The organism is Pseudomonas agarici (genome assembly GCF_900109755.1).
Taxonomy (GTDB): domain Bacteria; phylum Pseudomonadota; class Gammaproteobacteria; order Pseudomonadales; family Pseudomonadaceae; genus Aquipseudomonas; species Aquipseudomonas agarici.
In genome coordinates this window covers 46,884-63,670 of record NZ_FOAR01000012.1, presented here as the reverse complement: position 1 = coordinate 63,670, position 16,787 = coordinate 46,884, and the positions used below count along the sequence as shown (strand labels likewise).

16 protein-coding genes are annotated in these 16,787 nt (G+C 57.8%); 8 read left to right on the top strand and 8 right to left on the bottom strand.

The window, feature by feature from the left end; genetic code table 11:
- The first annotated feature begins 177 nt into the window (after nt 1–177).
- The gene (gene serA / locus BMX68_RS13035) at nt 178–1,407 is read left to right on the top strand and encodes a phosphoglycerate dehydrogenase (protein ID WP_017130528.1); all 1,230 of its coding nucleotides are present in this window, start codon (nt 178–180) and stop codon (nt 1,405–1,407) included.
- A gap of 59 nt (nt 1,408–1,466) precedes the next feature.
- On the opposite strand, the gene BMX68_RS13030 is transcribed toward serA, so the two are convergent.
- Complete coding sequence (locus tag BMX68_RS13030; protein ID WP_026013023.1) at nt 1,467–1,907, bottom strand: DUF4399 domain-containing protein; 441 nt, start codon at nt 1,905–1,907, stop codon at nt 1,467–1,469.
- 141 nt (nt 1,908–2,048) lie between these two features.
- Here BMX68_RS13030 and BMX68_RS13025 point away from each other — a divergent pair, with 141 nt between their 5' ends.
- On the top strand, nt 2,049–2,822 hold the full coding sequence (locus BMX68_RS13025) for a transporter substrate-binding domain-containing protein (protein WP_017130530.1): 774 nt from the start codon (nt 2,049–2,051) through the stop codon (nt 2,820–2,822).
- Nucleotides 2,823–2,829: 7 nt separating this feature from the next.
- Here the strand turns inward: BMX68_RS13025 and BMX68_RS13020 are convergent, their stop codons facing one another.
- Both BMX68_RS13020 and BMX68_RS13015 read right to left on the bottom strand, forming a co-directional pair.
- Nucleotides 2,830–3,324, bottom strand: coding sequence for a 2-thiouracil desulfurase family protein (locus tag BMX68_RS13020; RefSeq protein ID WP_017130531.1), 495 nt, complete (start codon nt 3,322–3,324; stop codon nt 2,830–2,832).
- On the bottom strand, nt 3,324–3,956 hold the full coding sequence (locus BMX68_RS13015) for a 2OG-Fe(II) oxygenase (protein ID WP_017130532.1): 633 nt from the start codon (nt 3,954–3,956) through the stop codon (nt 3,324–3,326). The genes BMX68_RS13020 and BMX68_RS13015 overlap by 1 nt, the downstream gene beginning before the upstream one ends.
- Nucleotides 3,957–4,064: 108 nt before the next feature.
- Here BMX68_RS13015 and BMX68_RS13010 point away from each other — a divergent pair, with 108 nt between their 5' ends.
- The 3 genes from BMX68_RS13010 to BMX68_RS13000 all read left to right on the top strand — a co-directional run bounded on the left by BMX68_RS13010 (nt 4,065) and on the right by BMX68_RS13000 (nt 6,868).
- Complete coding sequence (locus tag BMX68_RS13010; protein ID WP_017130533.1) at nt 4,065–4,823, top strand: DUF2059 domain-containing protein; 759 nt, start codon at nt 4,065–4,067, stop codon at nt 4,821–4,823.
- Between the two features lie 195 nt (nt 4,824–5,018).
- Nucleotides 5,019–5,552, top strand: a complete 534-nt coding sequence (locus BMX68_RS13005; RefSeq protein WP_017130534.1) for a GNAT family N-acetyltransferase — start codon at nt 5,019–5,021, stop codon at nt 5,550–5,552.
- A gap of 188 nt (nt 5,553–5,740) precedes the next feature.
- Nucleotides 5,741–6,868 (top strand): S8 family peptidase, encoded by a 1,128-nt coding sequence (locus BMX68_RS13000; RefSeq protein ID WP_017130535.1) that lies wholly within the window; start codon nt 5,741–5,743, stop codon nt 6,866–6,868.
- A 22-nt stretch (nt 6,869–6,890) separates the two neighbouring features.
- Here the strand turns inward: BMX68_RS13000 and BMX68_RS12995 are convergent, their stop codons facing one another.
- Nucleotides 6,891–7,619, bottom strand: a complete 729-nt coding sequence (locus BMX68_RS12995; RefSeq protein WP_017130536.1) for a GntR family transcriptional regulator — start codon at nt 7,617–7,619, stop codon at nt 6,891–6,893.
- Nucleotides 7,620–8,008: 389 nt separating this feature from the next.
- Here BMX68_RS12995 and BMX68_RS12990 point away from each other — a divergent pair, with 389 nt between their 5' ends.
- Together BMX68_RS12990 and BMX68_RS12985 are read left to right on the top strand one after the other, a co-directional pair.
- Nucleotides 8,009–9,553 carry a Rieske 2Fe-2S domain-containing protein gene (locus BMX68_RS12990; RefSeq protein WP_026013025.1) on the top strand — a complete coding sequence of 515 codons (1,545 nt, stop codon included), beginning with the start codon at nt 8,009–8,011 and terminating at the stop codon, nt 9,551–9,553.
- A 70-nt stretch (nt 9,554–9,623) separates the two neighbouring features.
- On the top strand, nt 9,624–10,610 hold the full coding sequence (locus BMX68_RS12985; RefSeq protein ID WP_026013026.1) for a PDR/VanB family oxidoreductase: 987 nt from the start codon (nt 9,624–9,626) through the stop codon (nt 10,608–10,610).
- Between the two features lie 71 nt (nt 10,611–10,681).
- Here the strand turns inward: BMX68_RS12985 and BMX68_RS12980 are convergent, their stop codons facing one another.
- Together BMX68_RS12980 and BMX68_RS12975 are read right to left on the bottom strand one after the other, a co-directional pair.
- Nucleotides 10,682–11,998 carry an MFS transporter gene (locus BMX68_RS12980; RefSeq protein ID WP_017130539.1) on the bottom strand — a complete coding sequence of 439 codons (1,317 nt, stop codon included), beginning with the start codon at nt 11,996–11,998 and terminating at the stop codon, nt 10,682–10,684.
- Nucleotides 11,999–12,112: 114 nt separating this feature from the next.
- A complete protein-coding gene (locus BMX68_RS12975; RefSeq protein ID WP_017130540.1) occupies nt 12,113–12,958 on the bottom strand; it encodes a class II aldolase/adducin family protein in 846 nt (281 codons plus the stop codon).
- Nucleotides 12,959–13,067: 109 nt separating this feature from the next.
- On the opposite strand from BMX68_RS12975, the gene BMX68_RS12970 reads away from it, so the two are divergent.
- On the top strand, nt 13,068–13,961 hold the full coding sequence (locus BMX68_RS12970) for a LysR substrate-binding domain-containing protein (RefSeq protein ID WP_017130541.1): 894 nt from the start codon (nt 13,068–13,070) through the stop codon (nt 13,959–13,961).
- Nucleotides 13,962–14,065: 104 nt separating this feature from the next.
- Here BMX68_RS12970 and BMX68_RS12965 read toward each other — a convergent pair whose 3' ends face one another.
- Entirely contained in the window at nt 14,066–15,613 is a 1,548-nt protein-coding gene (locus BMX68_RS12965) for a phosphoenolpyruvate carboxykinase (RefSeq protein ID WP_017130542.1), read from the bottom strand.
- 179 nt (nt 15,614–15,792) lie between these two features.
- A complete protein-coding gene (gene hslO / locus BMX68_RS12960) occupies nt 15,793–16,695 on the bottom strand; it encodes an Hsp33 family molecular chaperone HslO (protein ID WP_017130543.1) in 903 nt (300 codons plus the stop codon).
- Nucleotides 16,696–16,787: the final 92 nt, after the last annotated feature.

Below are 16,787 nucleotides of genomic sequence, written 5' to 3'. Positions count from 1 at the left end.
TCACCCTGAGAACGCTTCACGTCGCAGAATGAGTGTTTGCGGGTCGCATATGCTAGCATACGCCCCCCGCAGAAGCGTGCTATCAGGCCGATCTGCGGTGCCGGCGATTACGCCGTGGGGTCAGCTCGAGCTGTCCATTTCCCTGCCATTTTTTCTCCGGGACACAGGTTTACGCAGATGAGCAAGACTTCTCTCGATAAGAGCAAGATCAAGTTCCTTCTTCTCGAAGGCGTCCACCAATCCGCAGTCGACGTCCTCAAGGCCGCCGGGTACGTCAATATCGAGTACCACACCAAATCCCTGCCGGATGCCGAGTTGAAGGAAAAGATCGCCGATGCTCACTTCATCGGCATTCGCTCGCGCACCCAACTGACCGAGGAGCTCTTCGATCACGCGAAGAAACTTGTCGCCGTGGGCTGCTTCTGTATCGGCACCAACCAAGTCGATCTCGACGCGGCTCGCGAGCGCGGCATCGCCGTGTTCAACGCGCCGTACTCCAACACCCGCTCCGTTGCCGAGCTGGTGCTGGCCGAAGCGATCCTGTTGCTGCGCGGCATTCCCGAGAAGAACGCTTCCTGCCATCGCGGTGGCTGGATCAAGAGCGCGGCCAATTCCTTTGAGATCCGCGGCAAGAAGCTGGGGATCATCGGTTACGGCTCGATCGGCACGCAGCTATCGGTCCTGGCCGAAGGCCTGGGCATGCAAGTGTTCTTCTACGACACCCTGACCAAGCTGCCGCTGGGCAACGCGACCCAGGTCGCCAGCCTGACCGACCTGCTGGGCATGTCCGATATCGTCACGCTACACGTTCCGGAAACCGCTGAAACCCAGTGGATGATCGGCGAAAAGGAAATCCGCGCCATCAAGAAGGGCGGCATCCTGATCAACGCCGCACGCGGTACCGTGGTCGAGTTGGACGCCTTGGCGAACGCGATCAAGGACCAGCACCTGATCGGAGCGGCTATCGACGTCTTCCCGGTGGAGCCACGCTCCAACGACGACATCTTCGAAAGCCCGCTGCGTGGCCTGGACAACGTGATCCTGACGCCGCACATCGGTGGCTCCACCGCCGAGGCCCAGGCCAATATCGGTCTGGAAGTGGCGGAAAAGCTGGTCAAGTACAGCGACAACGGTACCTCGATATCGTCCGTGAACTTCCCGGAAGTGGCGCTGCCGGCTCACCCTGGCAAGCATCGCCTGTTGCACATCCACGAGAACATTCCGGGAGTGATGAGCGAGATCAACAAGGTCTTCGCGGAAAACGGCATCAACATTTCCGGCCAGTTCCTGCAGACCAACGAGAAGGTCGGTTACGTGGTGATCGACGTCGATGCCGAGTACTCGGACCTGGCGCAACAGAAGCTGCAACACATCAACGGCACCATCCGGTCCCGCGTATTGTTCTAAATGCTCAAGCGCTCATAAAAAAGGAGACCCTCGGGTCTCCTTTTTTATCTGAACAAATCTTACTTGACGTTAACCGTGATGACTTTCGAGGCTACAGTCGGGTTGAACTGCATGTGCAGCTTGTCCCCTGCCACCAATTGCAAGGTGTGCTTGCCCGGAGTGAGGGTCAATTGGGTTTCGGTCTGGGCCTTGCCATAGTGGATCACCGTGTCGGTGGTGGGCACTGGCACGCGGGCGTCTGGCAGCTCTTTTTGGTCGACCAGAAGATGATGATGGCCGGTGCCTGGGGTCTGGTCGGTGGCCGGGGCCAGCTTGAGGCCTTCCATGCCGAATTTCACCGTGAAAGTCTTGTCGACGGTGGCCCCGTCCTTCGGCGACACGATAAAGACTTTGGCCCCCTCCGGGGCGGCGGTGCGCGCAATACCGTCGGCGGCGACGGCGAGCAGGCTAGCACTCGACAAAACAGTGGCTAAAGCGACGCGAGACACTAAAGTTTTCATTCACTTCTCCGGTTTTTTCCACAAAATTTCGTGGTGGTTATGACAACTTCGGGACAAATCGTTGTCCAAATTTGCCAATCAACATAAAGCAAAACGAGCAGCGGTTGCGCATTGCCCGCTCGAAACTATTTAGGAGTGACCATGCGTTTTTTGCCTGGCCTGTTGCTGTTACTGCCCCTGGCAAGCTCTTTCGCCCAAGCTGAGCTGATCGATGACGTCAACGACCGAGGCGAGCTGCGCATTGCCCTGGAAGGTGACATGCGTCCCTTCAGCTTCAACGAAGACGGTCGCCTGACCGGCTTCGAAGTCGAACTGGGCGAACTACTGGCCAGGGAACTGGAGGTCAATCCGTCGTTTATCACCACCGACACCGCCGACCTGCTGCAAGGTGTCGAAAGTGGCAAGTACGACATCGCCATCAACCACATAGCACTGACCCCGGAACTCAAGGAGCGTTTCGACTTCAGCGAGCCTTATAGCTACACCAGCGCCCAGTTGATCGTGCGCAAGGAAGAACAACGACCACCGGCCACACTGCAGCAGTTGAAGGGCCATGCCGTGGGTGTAGCTCAAGGCAGCCAGTTCGTCGAGGCAGCGCGGACAGTCGAAGGGCTGGACCTGCGCAGTTATCCGAACGCCCAGCAGCCGCTCGAGGATCTCGCCGACAAACAGATCGACGCGGCAATCAGCGACCGCTTGCTGATTCCCTTTGCCATTCGCGACAGTCGTCTGCCGGTCAAGGAAGGTCCGTCCGTGGGGCCGACCGTGACCCTATCCATCCCGTTCCAGAAAGGCAACTCGGCGTTCCAGGCCAGTATCGACCGGGCCTTGCAACGGATCAAGGCTGATGGCCGATTGCTGGCATTGTCGGAAAAATGGTTCGGAATGGACGCGAGCGAGCCGCCGAAGCTCTGATGCGCGATCAGCTCTCGTCCAGCAGCGCCAGCGCAGCTACCGCCTCGGGTAGCTCCCCCTCGTTGAATACCTGGACGCCGGATTGCTTCAGCAAGGCTGCGGTGACGCCCTCTCCCGGTACTTTCACACCGCGAAAGGTGCCATCGTAGGTCAGTAGATTGCCGCAGGACGGGCTGTTGGCCTTGAGCACCGCGATCAAGATCCCATGCTGGCGTACCAGCTCCAGTGCCTGCCGGGCGCCGTCAAGAAAGGCCGTGCTGACATCCTCGCCCCCGCTAGTGATGACCCGGCCCAACCCTTCCAGCACCTGCCCGCCCTGCCCACCCGGAATCTCCGCCGCCGCGCGCGGAGTCGGCAGGCCACCGGCGACTTCCGGACACACCGCCACGACCCGGCCCTCGGCCTGCCAGGCCACCAATTGCGCGTAAGGACCGCTGGCACCACCGTCATAGCGGACCCGATGCCCCAGCAGGCAGCGACTGACCAGGATCTTGCGGCGCATCAGAACGGCTCATCGCCGCGACGCCGGAACCAGCCGGTCAGCGACAAACGCTCGCGTGTCGCCGGCAGCACCTCATGGGGCACTTCCCCGGACAAGAAGACCACCAGGCTGCCGCCGGTCGGGTCCACGTCATGTTCCACGCCGCCGTCCAGGTACATCCGCAACTGACCACCCTGCTCCGGCAGCCAGGCTTCGTTCAGATAGATCACCGCCGAAACCATCCGCCGGTCGTCATCGCGAAAGCGATCCACATGCTTGAGATAGAAAGCGGCGGGCGGGTACAGCGCAAAATGGCTCTCGAAATCCTCAAGGCCGAGGAACAGCCCCCGATTCAGTGCTTCGCGCAGGCAATCCATTATCCCCAGATACTGATCGCAAGGCTCTGCCTGGCCGGGCTCCAGCCATTGGATATGGTCGCCGCGGATGCCTTCGCGCACCTGTTGCGCCGGCCCGCGACCGACCGCCGCTGGCGCCAGCTCACCTTCGGCCGCACGTTTACGGCACTCGGCAGCCAACTCCCGGGTCAGATCAGCAGGCAGGAACAGCGTCTGCTGCGACCAGCCGCGTTCGGCCAGGTCGTCGACGATACGTAACAGCAGCGGATGATCAGAGGGTATTTGCATGGCGCGCATAGTATCGACACGCCTGGAAATCCGACAGAGCCACCTGGCGGGACAATACGAATTCTCGACAAGTCCCGCGCTCGTCGGGACAATAGCCGGCTGTAGACAGGAGTCCCTATGCGCCGTTTGCTTTTTTCGCTATTGATGCTCTGCACCTTGCCTGCCTGGGCAGACAGCCACGACCAGTTGTACAAGGTCGCCGGTTGGCCAGAACAACGCGCGCATTTCAACGATGCTCTGGGCGCCGCCCAGCAAAAGTATCGCAACAGTTTGCCACCAGCCGTCTATCAGGCACTGGTCAACAACAGCAACCAGCGCTTTGCGCCACAGGCCATGGACCAGCGGGCCGAGGCCCGGTTGCGCCAGAACCTGAACAATCCTCAGCCAGCCCTGACGTTCTTCCAGTCACCACTGGGACGCAAGATCGTCGCGGCGGAATTGTTGGCCACCCGCCCTGACCAACTGGCGAAGAATGCCCAGGGCCTGCCGCATATCGAAGCCAGCGCGACCCGCCGACTGCTGATCAACCACCTGGCCAATGCCCTGCCGGCCCGCGAAGCCGGTGCCGAAGTCAGCCTCGCCATCGCGGGCGTCGCCGCCGACAGCCTGAGTTCGATGATTCCCGGCCTGTTGGGCGCGGGCGCGGCCCAGGGCCTGCTCAATGGCCAGCGCGAGCGCCTGATACAGCAGATCGGCAACGACTTGGACAACACCCTGCTCTATGTCTATCGCGACCTGTCCGACCCGGAACTGGAAGAGTTCTCGACCTTTGCCGAATCGGCCGAAGGCAGGGCCTACTATCAGGCCGCCCTGGCGGCAATCCGCGCCGGACTGGCGGTCGGACAGAACCCGGCGCCCACGCAGCCTGCACAGTGACATTTGGCAAGTCCGTGACGATCCGCGAGCTGTGCGACTACCCACTTAGCGGTGCTGACCCTGGATAATCGGCGCTTGAGACAGTTATTGGGCAAACGCCGATGCCTGGAGTTATCCCATTCGACAATCCGGGCGTAATATGACTGCTTGGGCGCCATCCGTGCAGTAGGCTCACCTCCCCTCAGGAGACTACTTATGTACAGGATCCACCTCGCTACCGCTGCGGACATCGAAGGCATCGCCCAACTGCTCCAGGCCAACTCGCCCTCCCAGGGCGGATCGCTGACCGGGGAGTTCCCGCTCGACAAGGTCAGGCAGATGGCCCTTGGCGCCGCCCCCGTGGTGGTTGCCTCCCGCGACGACACAATCGTTGGCGTGCTGTTCAGCGCGGCGAAGGACATACACCCCGCCCCGCCATCGATCCAGGCCATGCTACGCGCGTGGCCGGGCACGCCCGACGCCTACGTGTATGGCCCCGCCTGTATTGCCACCACGGAAAGAGGCCAGGGCCTCCTGCCCCGACTCTACGCGCAACTGCAGCAGCATTATCCGGGTCGGGAAGCGATTCTTTTCATCCGCCGGGACAACGACGCCTCGCTGCGAGCCCATGAACGCCTGGGCATGCGCGAAGTTGCCGGTTTCATCTTGGAAGGTGACGAGTACGCCGTGCTCGGTGACGGACCGGCGACAGCGCTCTCGCCTTCAATTTCGTCAACAACGACAGGCTGAGCGCCGCCGGCTCCGGCAGCCAACCCGCGACGGCGGGCAACGGCCAATACCCGGATACACATCCAGGGAGGGGCGCCCATGACATTATCGATGACATCGAAATACCCTCGATGACTGACGCTCAGTTCTCGATCACTGCGTCGTTGAAACGGACTATTCAACGACTGTCGTTTGCACAGGAGTTTCACTTGAACACGGTACCTCGCAGCGTCTCTTTACCGGCCCGTCACGGCCTGCTCCTCACGCTTCTGCTGCTGAGCGGCTGCCTGCCTGGACCGGACTCTAGCTTGCGCAATCCGCAAGCGGCCAAGATCGAGTCACTTGCCAGCCGCTTCGAAACCCCGGAATACCACGCACAACGCGCACTGGCACGGGTCAAGGCGTCGACACTTTATGCACTGGGCGGCACTGGTAGAGGCGTCAGCGTAGCCATCATCGACTCAGGCCTCAATACCGAACTCGCCGAATTCAAGGGCCGCCTGGACACATCCGGCCACGATTATGTGCGCAATCTGCCTGAACTGATCGATCCCCACGGCCATGGTACCCAGATGGCCGGCATTGTCGCCGCCAACCGCGATGGCCAAGGTATGCACGGCATCGCCTTCGATGCCAAGCTGATCGCCATGCGCATTGGCGACAACAACGAACCGTTCTTTTTTGACGAGCAGATCGCCCACGCCTGGAAAGACAGCTTCGCCGCCGGGGCGCGAATCCTCAGTAACTCGTGGGCCAACGCTATACCCGCCACGCAAATCACCGAGGCACGTTACAAACAGGTGATGGGCGATTCCTTGCGGATCGCTCGCCAGTTGGTGGCCGACGGCGCCGTGTTTGTTTTTCCCACCGGCAATGAACTACGCCGCGAACCCTTGGCCGAACCCGGCCTGCCCCTGGCCTTGCCAGAGCTGGAAAGAGGCTGGATCGCTGTGGTGGCGTTAAGCAATGACGGCACAGTCATCAATCAGAAGTCCAACTACTGTGGCGTGGCCGAACGCTGGTGCATCGCGGTGCCGGGCGGGGATGGAGGCGTCGGCAAAGGTTTACTCACCACCACCGCCAAGGGCGGCTACACGGAAACGGCCGGGACTTCGCCTGCCGTGGCACTGGTCAGCGGTGCGCTCGCCGCCTTGCAGAGTCGTTTTCCCGAACTCACGCCCCAGCAACTGCGTGAGGTGTTGCTCAATAGCGCCAACAACAGTGGCATTTACGCCAAGGGCGAAGCCTACGGGCGTGGCCTGATGGATTTGGCGGCAGCAGCGCAGCTGGCGGGCGAACGGGTGAAGAACCAGCCGGTAAATCTTGTCCAGCGGTAACGGGGGGTGTTAGCAAAAACTGCTATGGGTATCGGAGTTCTCGCTGCCCCAAATATTCATCAAGTCGGGAGGCAAGGTATTCTCGCGCTTTGGTGGTGTGAATATCGGAAAGCTCGCCAGCCCGTTTCGAATCGCCTTCGGCAATTGCATTGGCGATTGCCGCATGTTCGTCCCAGATTGACTGACGCTGGGAGGCGGAAGATTGCAGTACGGTCCCCATCGCCCGACGAAGATGCACCCAATAGACCTGGGCACTCTCGGCTATAAGCGGATTTCCCGAAGCCGCATAGATGTCGTGATGAAATGCCACATCAGCATCGATCATTGCCTTGAGATCTTTACCCTGGGCAACGCGCCGACCGTTTTCAATGATGTTGGGGTCCATTCGGTGACGTCTTTCAGCCGCCATTTTGGCCGCCAAACTATCCAGCGCCCCTCTTATCAAATACAGGTTACTGATAGAGGCAACGGTCAATGGCGTGACTAACACTCCTTTGCCCGGAGCATCCTGAACCAAGCCATCCTTTTTTAGCAGACGAATGGCTTGGAGGACGGGGGATCGGGAAACGTGCATTTGTTCGGCGATCTCTTCCTGGGTAAATCGAACACCAGGAGCCATAGTGCCATCACTGATCGCGTCTACAAGCGCTTTGTAGACCTCATCAACATAGTCCGGGCGCGCTTGAACTCTCTGCAGCTTTTTGGTCATGACGTTCAGGGATGCCTTCGTTGGCTTGATTGCGATGGGCATTGTCCACGTTCTCCAAAATGATTCCAACGGGGCGGCTTGACAATCTTGGGACCCAGGCCAAGAATGCCATATCTGTATACAGAACACAGTATATATAATAGAGCGACAAAAGAGGATTTCCACTGAGCGTGTTCCACGACAAAGATCCGTGCCTGGCTTTGCCGGAAAGCAGGCGGGTAGCGGTTGTTGGTCATGGCTCGCAGCGATGACGTGGAGCCAGCCATCCGCGAGGATGTTCGCTTTGCTGAACGAGGCTTATAACTAACTGATTGATGAGGAAATAACCTACCCGCAGAGCTAAGCAAAATAGCGCTGTTGTATTCAAAAAATCTGTATACAGAGTTCCGTAGCCTGAAATCCAACGATAAAACAAGAACGGAGACATGGTCATGACCGAGAAATTCGAACAGCACCAAGCCCAACAATCGAGCGGCGCGGGCGCATCCATTGCCAAGAAACTCGTCGCTTACGGCGGCTATCACACCAATCACGTTCCGGGTCATGACCCGGAATTGACCGAAACTGGCCCCGGCACTCCGATGGGAGAATATCTGCGTCGTTTCTGGCACCCGGTCTGTATGGCGCTGGAGCTGACAGATACTCCTCGCTTCCTGAAAATCATGGGTGAAGAATTAGTTGCCTTCCGCGATGGCAGCGGCCAGATCGGTCTTCTGCATGCCCACTGTTGCCATCGGGGAGCGTCGTTGGAATATGGCGCTATCCAAGAGCGCGGCATCAAGTGTTGCTACCACGGTATGGTGTTTGACGTGGACGGCGCCTGTTTGCACGTGCCTTTCCCGGTCGGTGAGGAAAAAGAGGCGCAAAGATACGCCTGCTCAATACGCCAGGGTGCGTACAAGGCGTTCGAGCGACATGGCCTGGTCTTCGCGTACATGGGGCCTCCAGAGGAAGAGCCGCCGTTCCCCGAGTGGGAGGAGAACTTCACCGTCGCTGAAGGGGATGAGCTGGTTCCTTATAGCAACTTTCAGCATTGCAATTGGGTGCAAGTCCAAGACAACGCGGCAGATAATTTCCACCCCACCGCCTTGCACTCAGCCAAAAACGTGGTGAACAAAAATTTCCAGGGCACCACCTTCGATGAGGTCGGCGCGGCGTCCATGGAAGTGGCGCCTGACATGCAGTTCATACCCGTGCATCAAGGCCGCAGTCTTGCCTGTGCCGGTGCACGGCGGGTTAACGACGACAAGATGTTTCTGCGCATCCAGCATCAGGTGCTGCCCAACCTGAGTTTGCATGCGTATACCTCCGAAGATGGCTCGGCGAAGAAGCTCTTCAGTCGATTCCACATTGTCCGGTGGACTGTGCCGGTCGACGACGAGAACAGCAAAATGTTGGGTTGGCGGGTGATGGGGCCAGGTATCGATACGCGTGGCATCGGTGATAAGAGCAAGGTGGGTTATGAGACCATCGACTTTCTTGAAGGACAAGTAGCGATGCGCAGACCTGAGCGCTTCGGCAAATACAAGCTTGAAGACCTTCCTCCGATTCCACCGAATCACCGCGAACGCGAGATCTACAAGAACGCTCAATACGCGCCTGGCGACTACGAGGCGATCATTTCCCAACGACCTATCGCTATACACAAACTCGAAAATCCCACCAAGTTCGATGCCGGTGTCTATGCATTTCGCAAAATGCTCCGTGCCGCTGTTCGCGGAACCAATCCAGCGGCAGGTGCGCAGGGTTTCGCCGAATGGTTGCGCGCAATGAATGGAGCGCCCAATAGCTATTGCACAGGTAACGTTTTTGCGATGCCAATTGCCGACACCGTGGAACAGGAAGTTGCCAACCGCCGCCGATTAGCCAAAGAGACCGTGGCGATTCTTACCGAGGCCGATCCATTGAGAGGGCAGGAGCGGGCTACATTCGTCAAAGAGCGGCTTGAACAACTTGAGCAAAGCTTCAAAAAATAACAAAAAGTCCACATCAACTGTCGAGATAGGCTTTATCTCGGCAGTTGTCAGCGCAATGCCGAGGTGAGATATGAACTCAATTGTTGATAACACCGCCGCAATGCATCTGGAGCTGGTGGTCAAACAAATCAGGCTGGAAGCCAGCGGAGTAAACTCCTACGAATTCGTCTCTGCGGACGGTTCAAATTTGCCTCCATTCACTGCCGGCGCGCACATTGATGTTCACGTCGGTCCTGGCGTTATTCGTCAATATTCGCTGTGCAACTCTCCATCGGAGCGCCATCGCTACATGATTGCGGTGTTGAAGGATCCCAACGGTCGCGGTGGATCAGCGGCTGTCCATGAAACCATCAAGGTCGGCGATAAAGTGCGCGTCAGCGTGCCTAGGAATAATTTCGAGTTGCATCCAGGCTCTGGCAAAGTCGTGCTTCTAGCCGGCGGCATCGGGGTGACACCGATGAAGTCGATGGCCCATCAGTTGGAGGCGCACAACATTGACTACGAAATGCATTACTGCGCAAAAGGACCGGAATACGCGGCGTTTCAAGCAGAGCTCGAAGGGTTGGCAAAATCTGGCCGCATCAGTTTCCATTTCGATGGCGGGGATCCTCGCAATAAGCTGGATATCCCTTCGATCCTGAAGCGTCCCGAGGGCGCATGCGAGCTTTACTACTGTGGGCCAGCGGGCTTTATGCAGGCCTGCAAGGAGGCATCGGCGCACTGGCCTGGCGGATCGGTACATTTCGAACATTTCAAGGCGCCGATCAAACAGGAAATTGACGAGTGTTCGATTGCCGGCGGATTCATCGCCGAGATCGCCAGCACGGGTGAGAAATTGCAAGTAGGTCCCGGCCAGAGCCTGGCAGAGGCGCTGAACACCGCTGGCTACCCCGTGGAAACGTCCTGCCAATCCGGGTTGTGCGGAACCTGCAAGGTGCGCTACCTGGCGGGTGAAGTCGACCATCAGGACTTTATACTCGATGACAGCGAGCGGCCTGATTTTCTGACTTGCTGTGTATCCCGTGCGGCGAGCGGTACTCTACTACTCGATCTCTGAATAACCGTCACAAGTGTGCGGCTGACAGCGCCGGAAAATAAGAAGCCCTCTGCAAAGAGGGCTTCTGGCGACTATTTGTAAGTGAGCAGTTTTTTCGGCACCAGGAACACCAGCAGGCAGCCGCCGACCAACACGACGGAGAGCATAATGATTCCCGCGCTGGTGTTGTGTGTCGCCGCGTTGATTGTGCCCATGATAAAGGGACTGATAAAGCCCGAGGCACTCCCTATGGAGTTAGCCAATGCAATGCCTGTAGCAGCGGCGGCGCCGGTCAGGATAGCAGGCGGTAATGTCCAGAACTGCGAGATCGTGGTCATTACGCCCATTGTCGCCAGACACAACGCGGGAAGGCTGATCAGGATATCTGATTGGAACGCGGCACTGATCAGGAAACCCACCGCCGCGAGTACTCCAGGTACAGCGAGGTGCCAGCGGCGCTCTTTCAAACGATCCGAACTCCTGCCTACCAGTATCATGCTGACCACCGCGCACGCATAGGGGATCGCGGTCAGCAGTCCCAAATGCATTGAATCGGTGACGCCGGAGGCCTGAATAAGCGTGGGAAGCCAGAAACTGACGCCATACAGCCCCATGGTGAAGAACAGATAGATAAAGCTCAACAGCCATATCTTGGGGTCTTTGAGTCCGTCCATCATCCGATGAAGAGGTTTGCCGCTAGATTCCTTGTTGATATTGTGGCTGAGAACCTTCTTCTCCTCTTCGTCTAACCAACGTGCGTCTTCAATTCTATCCGTCAGATAAAAGTAGGCAAAGACGCCGACGATAATGGTCGGCAGCCCTTCCAGTATGAACAGCCACTGCCAGCCAGCGAGGTTCTGTACTCCGCTCAGGGAATGCATGATCCAACCGGAAAGCGGCGCACCTATTACACCGGACATTGGAATCGCCGCCATGAACAGCGCAGTGACTTTGGCGCCCCTGGATGAAGGGAACCATTGGGAGATGTAAAGCAGAATAGCTGGGAAGAATCCGGCTTCAGCTACTCCCAGTAAAAAACGCATGACGTAGAACTGTGTGGGTGTGCTGACGAACATCATGGCTGCGGAGATCACACCCCAAGTCACCATGATCCTGGCGAGCCAGCGTCGGGCTCCTACCTTATACATGATGATATTGCTTGGAATTTCAAAGGCAAAGTAGCCAATAAAAAACATGCCGGCGCCGAGGCCATAAACGGCATCGCTCCAGGCCAGGTGTTGAGCCATTTGTAGCTTGGCAAAACTTACATTGATACGGTTGAGGTAGGAGCATACATAGCAGAGAAACAAGAACGGAATGAGTCGCAGCATCACCTTTCTATAAACCAGGTCTTGCGCATTAATCAGTGTTCCTGTCAGTGGCTGAGCACGTTCGGCAATGGTAGTCATGAGGACGCCTCCAAGCATTGTTAAATTTATAAGGCTCGCGTCTCACCCCTTGCCCAGTATTGAAGCCTCGCAAGAGGTGTCGTGTTTTATCGAAAACTCACATCAAGCATTCTTTCAATCCAGCATGTCTGGCTGGGTTTGCAGCAGTTGCCCCCAGATAGGTTGGAAGTGCAGCCAGCCGATGTAATCGCTGCCGACGTTTTCGCGACTGAAGCGAGCGCGCTCGTCAGTCACTAGTTTTGGCTTGATACCTGTCGCCGCAACCATCAGTTGCTGCTGGCAACAACGCTCAAGCGCGATAAACCAAAATGCGGCGCTTTCGATGCTGTGACTGCTCGCCGTGAGTAGGCCGTGGTTTTGATGCAAGATGGCTTTGTGTTTGCCGAACAGCGAGGCGATGGATTTGCCCGAATCGGTCTTGACCGCGACGGCACCAGCCTCGGCGGTAATCACCAACTGATCCTCAAAAAAAGCCGCGGCATCCTGAGTGATAGGCTCCAAAGGCAAGCCGGTGCTGGCCCAGGCACCGCCATGAACGGTATGGGCATGACACATCGCAACGATGTGCGGGTGAGCCTCGTGGACATTGGCATGCAGCACGAAACCGGCGCGGTTGATGGCATAGTCGCCTTCGACAATTTTGCCACTGTGGTCGGCCAGAATCAGGTTTGACACCTTGACCTGCGAGAAGTGGACGCACATCGGATTAGTCCAGTACAACTCCGGAACCTCGGGGTCTCGAACCGTCAGGTGACCCGCAAAACCATAGTCAAAGCCTTGCAGGGCAAAAGCGCGGCAGGCGGCTACCAGACGCTCTTTCAAATGCCTGCGTTGCTCGGCATGGGTTTCGAATTCAGGCACTTGCGGATAGATCAAGCCCTCTTGCTCGGGCTGATAAATAGAGATTCTGTTGTTGGATTTAGTGAGTGTGTTATCCGCAGGTTTAACGCTGATATTCATAGGGGCAACCTTCGTAGTTCGATTGAGGTTGTACCTTCACAAACCTTGCAAACGGCGACAAACGATGCTATTTCACTGTGCTGTGAAATAATTTCACAGGATAACAATAATGAGTAACCGACCCAGTCTGGTAGCACTGAGAGCGTTTGAAGCTGCTGCGCGACACGGTAATTTCAGCGTTGCAGCCGCTGAGCTGCACCAGACTCCATCTGCTGTCAGTCACCAAATCAAAAGCTTGGAAAACTTTTTCGGTTTTGCTCTTTTCATCCGTCACAGTCGGCATTTGGAACTCAACAATCAGGGCCAGCGATTATTCAATGTCATCAAGCCGGCTTTTGATGCGGTCGATCAGATCTGCACTGAACTTCGACCTTTTGCCGAAACGGAGAAGCTGTCCGTCCATTGCTCTCCCAGTTTTGCCAGCAAATGGCTCGGACCACGGCTGACCGATTTTTTCGGCAAATACCCCCAATTCACACTTCAGCTCTCATCCAGTGCCGCACCCATAGATTTGCACAGGCACCCTGAATTGGACATGGTGATTGCCTATGGGACGGCGCTAAAAAGCTCCGATACCTGCGTGCAAAGTTTGGGATTAGAAGAGTGTTGCCCGCTAGGGGCGCCACTGCTACTGGGCGGCAGAATGGAAATCAGTTTCAGCGAGCTGGACTCCATTCCACTGATAGAATCGCAACTCAACCCGCTTTCCTGGCAAGACTTCTTTCGTCGGCATGGACGGTCTCCGCCCGAAATCATGCATCGCCCTTCATTTGACCGGGGTGCGCTGGCCTTGGCCGCCGCTGTCGATGGCCTGGGCCTCGCGCTTGAAAGTGTGCGTTTCTCTGAGCAAGAACTGGCGGATGGCAGGCTAGTCAGATATCTCGTTGAAGATTGCACTTCTGTGATGCATGAAATGCACTTTCTCTGCTATCGACATACGCAGAGAAATTCAGCAAAGATCGTAGCCTTTCGTGATTGGCTAACGGATGCTTGCAGTCGATAAGCTTGAGTGATCTCATCGGTACTTAACTGTTGTCGCGGTCGTGCGCCCCGACTAAAAAGCCGCCCGAAGGCGGCTTTCTCTTCAACCAGTCAAGCAAGCGATGCTTACAGCTTCGGACCCGCCATCTTGATTGCGTCGCTTACGTCGAACTTCTTGAAGTTCTCGATAAACAGACCGGCCAGCGCTTTCGCCGCTTCGTCATAGGCGGCTTTGTCCGCCCAGGTGTTGCGAGGGTTCAACAAGCCGGTCTCGACGCCCGGTACAGCCAACGGCACGTCCAGGTTGATGGTGTCCAGATGCTCGGTTTCAACGCCGATCAGCGCGCCGCTCTGGATAGCGGCAATCACGCTACGGGTGGTCGGAATATTGAAACGCTTGCCCACACCGTAGCCACCACCGGTCCAGCCAGTGTTGACCAGATAGACCTTGGAGCCGAAACCACGGATGCGCTTGATCAGCAGCTCCGCGTATTCGCCAGCCGGACGTGGGAAGAACGGTGCGCCGAAGCAGGTGGAGAAGGTCGATTTGATGCCGGCGCCCGACCCCATTTCAGTCGAGCCCACCAGTGCGGTGTAGCCGGACAGGAAGTGGTAAGCGGCCTGTTCTTCGCTGAGGATCGACACCGGTGGCAGTACGCCAGTCAGATCGCAGGTCAGGAAGATCACGGCGTTCGGCTCGCCACCGAGGTTTTTCGGCGCACGTTTTTCGATCAGTTCACGCGGGTAGGCCGCACGGCTGTTCTGGGTCAGGCTGTCGTCGGCGTAGTCGGCCTTCTTGTTGGCATCGAGCACGACGTTTTCCAGCACGGCGCCATGCTGGATGGCTTTCCAGATTACCGGCTCGTTCTTCTCCGACAGGTCGATGCACTTGGCATAGCAACCACCTTCGATGTTGAACACCACGCCCACGCCCCAGCCGTGTTCGTCGTCGCCGATCAGGTAGCGGCTTTCATCAGCCGACAGGGTGGTCTTGCCGGTGCCCGACAGACCGAAGAACAAGGTCACGTCGCCCTCTTCGCCCATGTTGGCCGCGCAGTGCATCGGCAGCACGTCAGCAGCCGGCAGCAGGAAGTTCTGCACCGAGAACAGGGCTTTTTTCATCTCACCGGCGTAACGCATGCCGGCGATCAGGACTTTCTTGGCCGCGAAGTTGATGATCACGGTGCCGTCGGAGTGAGTGCCATCACGCTCTGGCACGCACTCGAAACCTGGAACGTTGAGGATCTGCCACTCATCCTTGCCACCGGCGTTGTACTGGCCCGCTTCAGGGTTGATGAACAGGCAACGACCGAACAGGTTGTGCCAGGCGGTACCGGTGGTCATCTTGACCGGCAGGTAGTGCGCAGGGTCGGAACCTACATGCACGTGGGAAACAAAACGCTCGCGCTCGCCGATAAAGGCTGTGACACGGTTCCACAGGGCGTCGAACTTGTCGGCTGGGAACTTGCGGTTGATCGGGCCCCAGGCAATGGCGTCCTGGGTGGAAGGCTCTTCTACGATGAAACGGTCTACCGGCGAACGACCGGTGCGGTGACCGGTCCGCACGACCAGCGCGCCGGTATCGGCGAGTTCGCCTTCACCGCGAGCCAGGGCTTCCTTGACCAGATCATCGACACTCAGATCGGTGTACACGGCATTGTTTGCTTGCGTCATGAGATTCCCCGTCGGCCAGTGGCCGAGTGCTCCAAACGTTTTGTAGTAGAAAGTCATGCACTACTACCGCGAAAAAAGTGGGCGGGATTATGCCAGAAAAGCCCAAAAAGAGTAGGGTCCTCCTGTCAGAACGCCTATTTTCCGGCGTTTGACAGGGAACTTATCTGTGCTGAAGCGTTTTAGTGACGAGTATCTGACGGGGTGTCGACCCCAGCGCCGGCAAACAACTGGGCAATATCGGCTGCATCGAACAGATAACGCTGGTTGCAAAACTGGCAATCGATCTCCACCACACCGCCGCGCTCGATCACCAGCTCCTGGGCATCTTCCAGCCCCAGGCTGACCAGTGCGGTGCCCGAGCGCTCGCGCGAGCAACTGCAGCGGAAGCTCAGCGGCTGAATGTCGAACAGGCGCACCGCTTCTTCGTGGTAGAGGCGATGCAGCACGGTTTCATTGTCGAGGCCGAGCAGTTCTTCGGCGGTCAGGGTGGTGGCCAGGGCGGTGATGTGCTGCCAACTGGCGGCGCGCTCTTCTTCGTCCTTGAGGCGGTCGGCCGGCAATTGCTGCAACAGCAGGCCACGGGCACGCTGGCCGTCGGCGTTGAGCCAGAAGCGGGTGCCGACCTGTTGGGACATGACGAAGTAGTTGGTGAAGCACTCCGACAAGGTCGCGCCGTCGAGGTCGACGATACCCTGGTAGCGCTGGCCCTGGATCGGGTCGACGGTCAGGGCCAGGACGCCATTGGGCATCAGGTCGGCCAGGCTGGCGCCAGGGGCGACCTGGTCCGCTTCGTAGCGTGCCAGACCACGGATTTCGCGCTCGCTGGAACACTCGACCATCAGCAGCGGTACCGCGCCTTCGGAACGGGCCTGGAGAATCAGCAGGCCATCGAACTTCAAGGTGCCGACCAGCAGGGCGGCAGCGGCCATCAGTTCGCCGAGCAACTGGGCAACCGGTTCGGGATAGGGGTGTTTGGCCAGGACTTCGGCGTAGCTGCGCTCCAGAGACACCAGTTCGCCACGGGTGTCGCTGTCATCGAAGATGAAGCGCTGAGTGTAATCGGTGTCCGGTAGATCTGACATAAGGTTCAATTCTAGAAGTAGGAATAAGAGTGTTCGGCTCAGGAAATATGAGCATTTTATGAACAAACAGGGTTCGAACCAAGCAACATGGG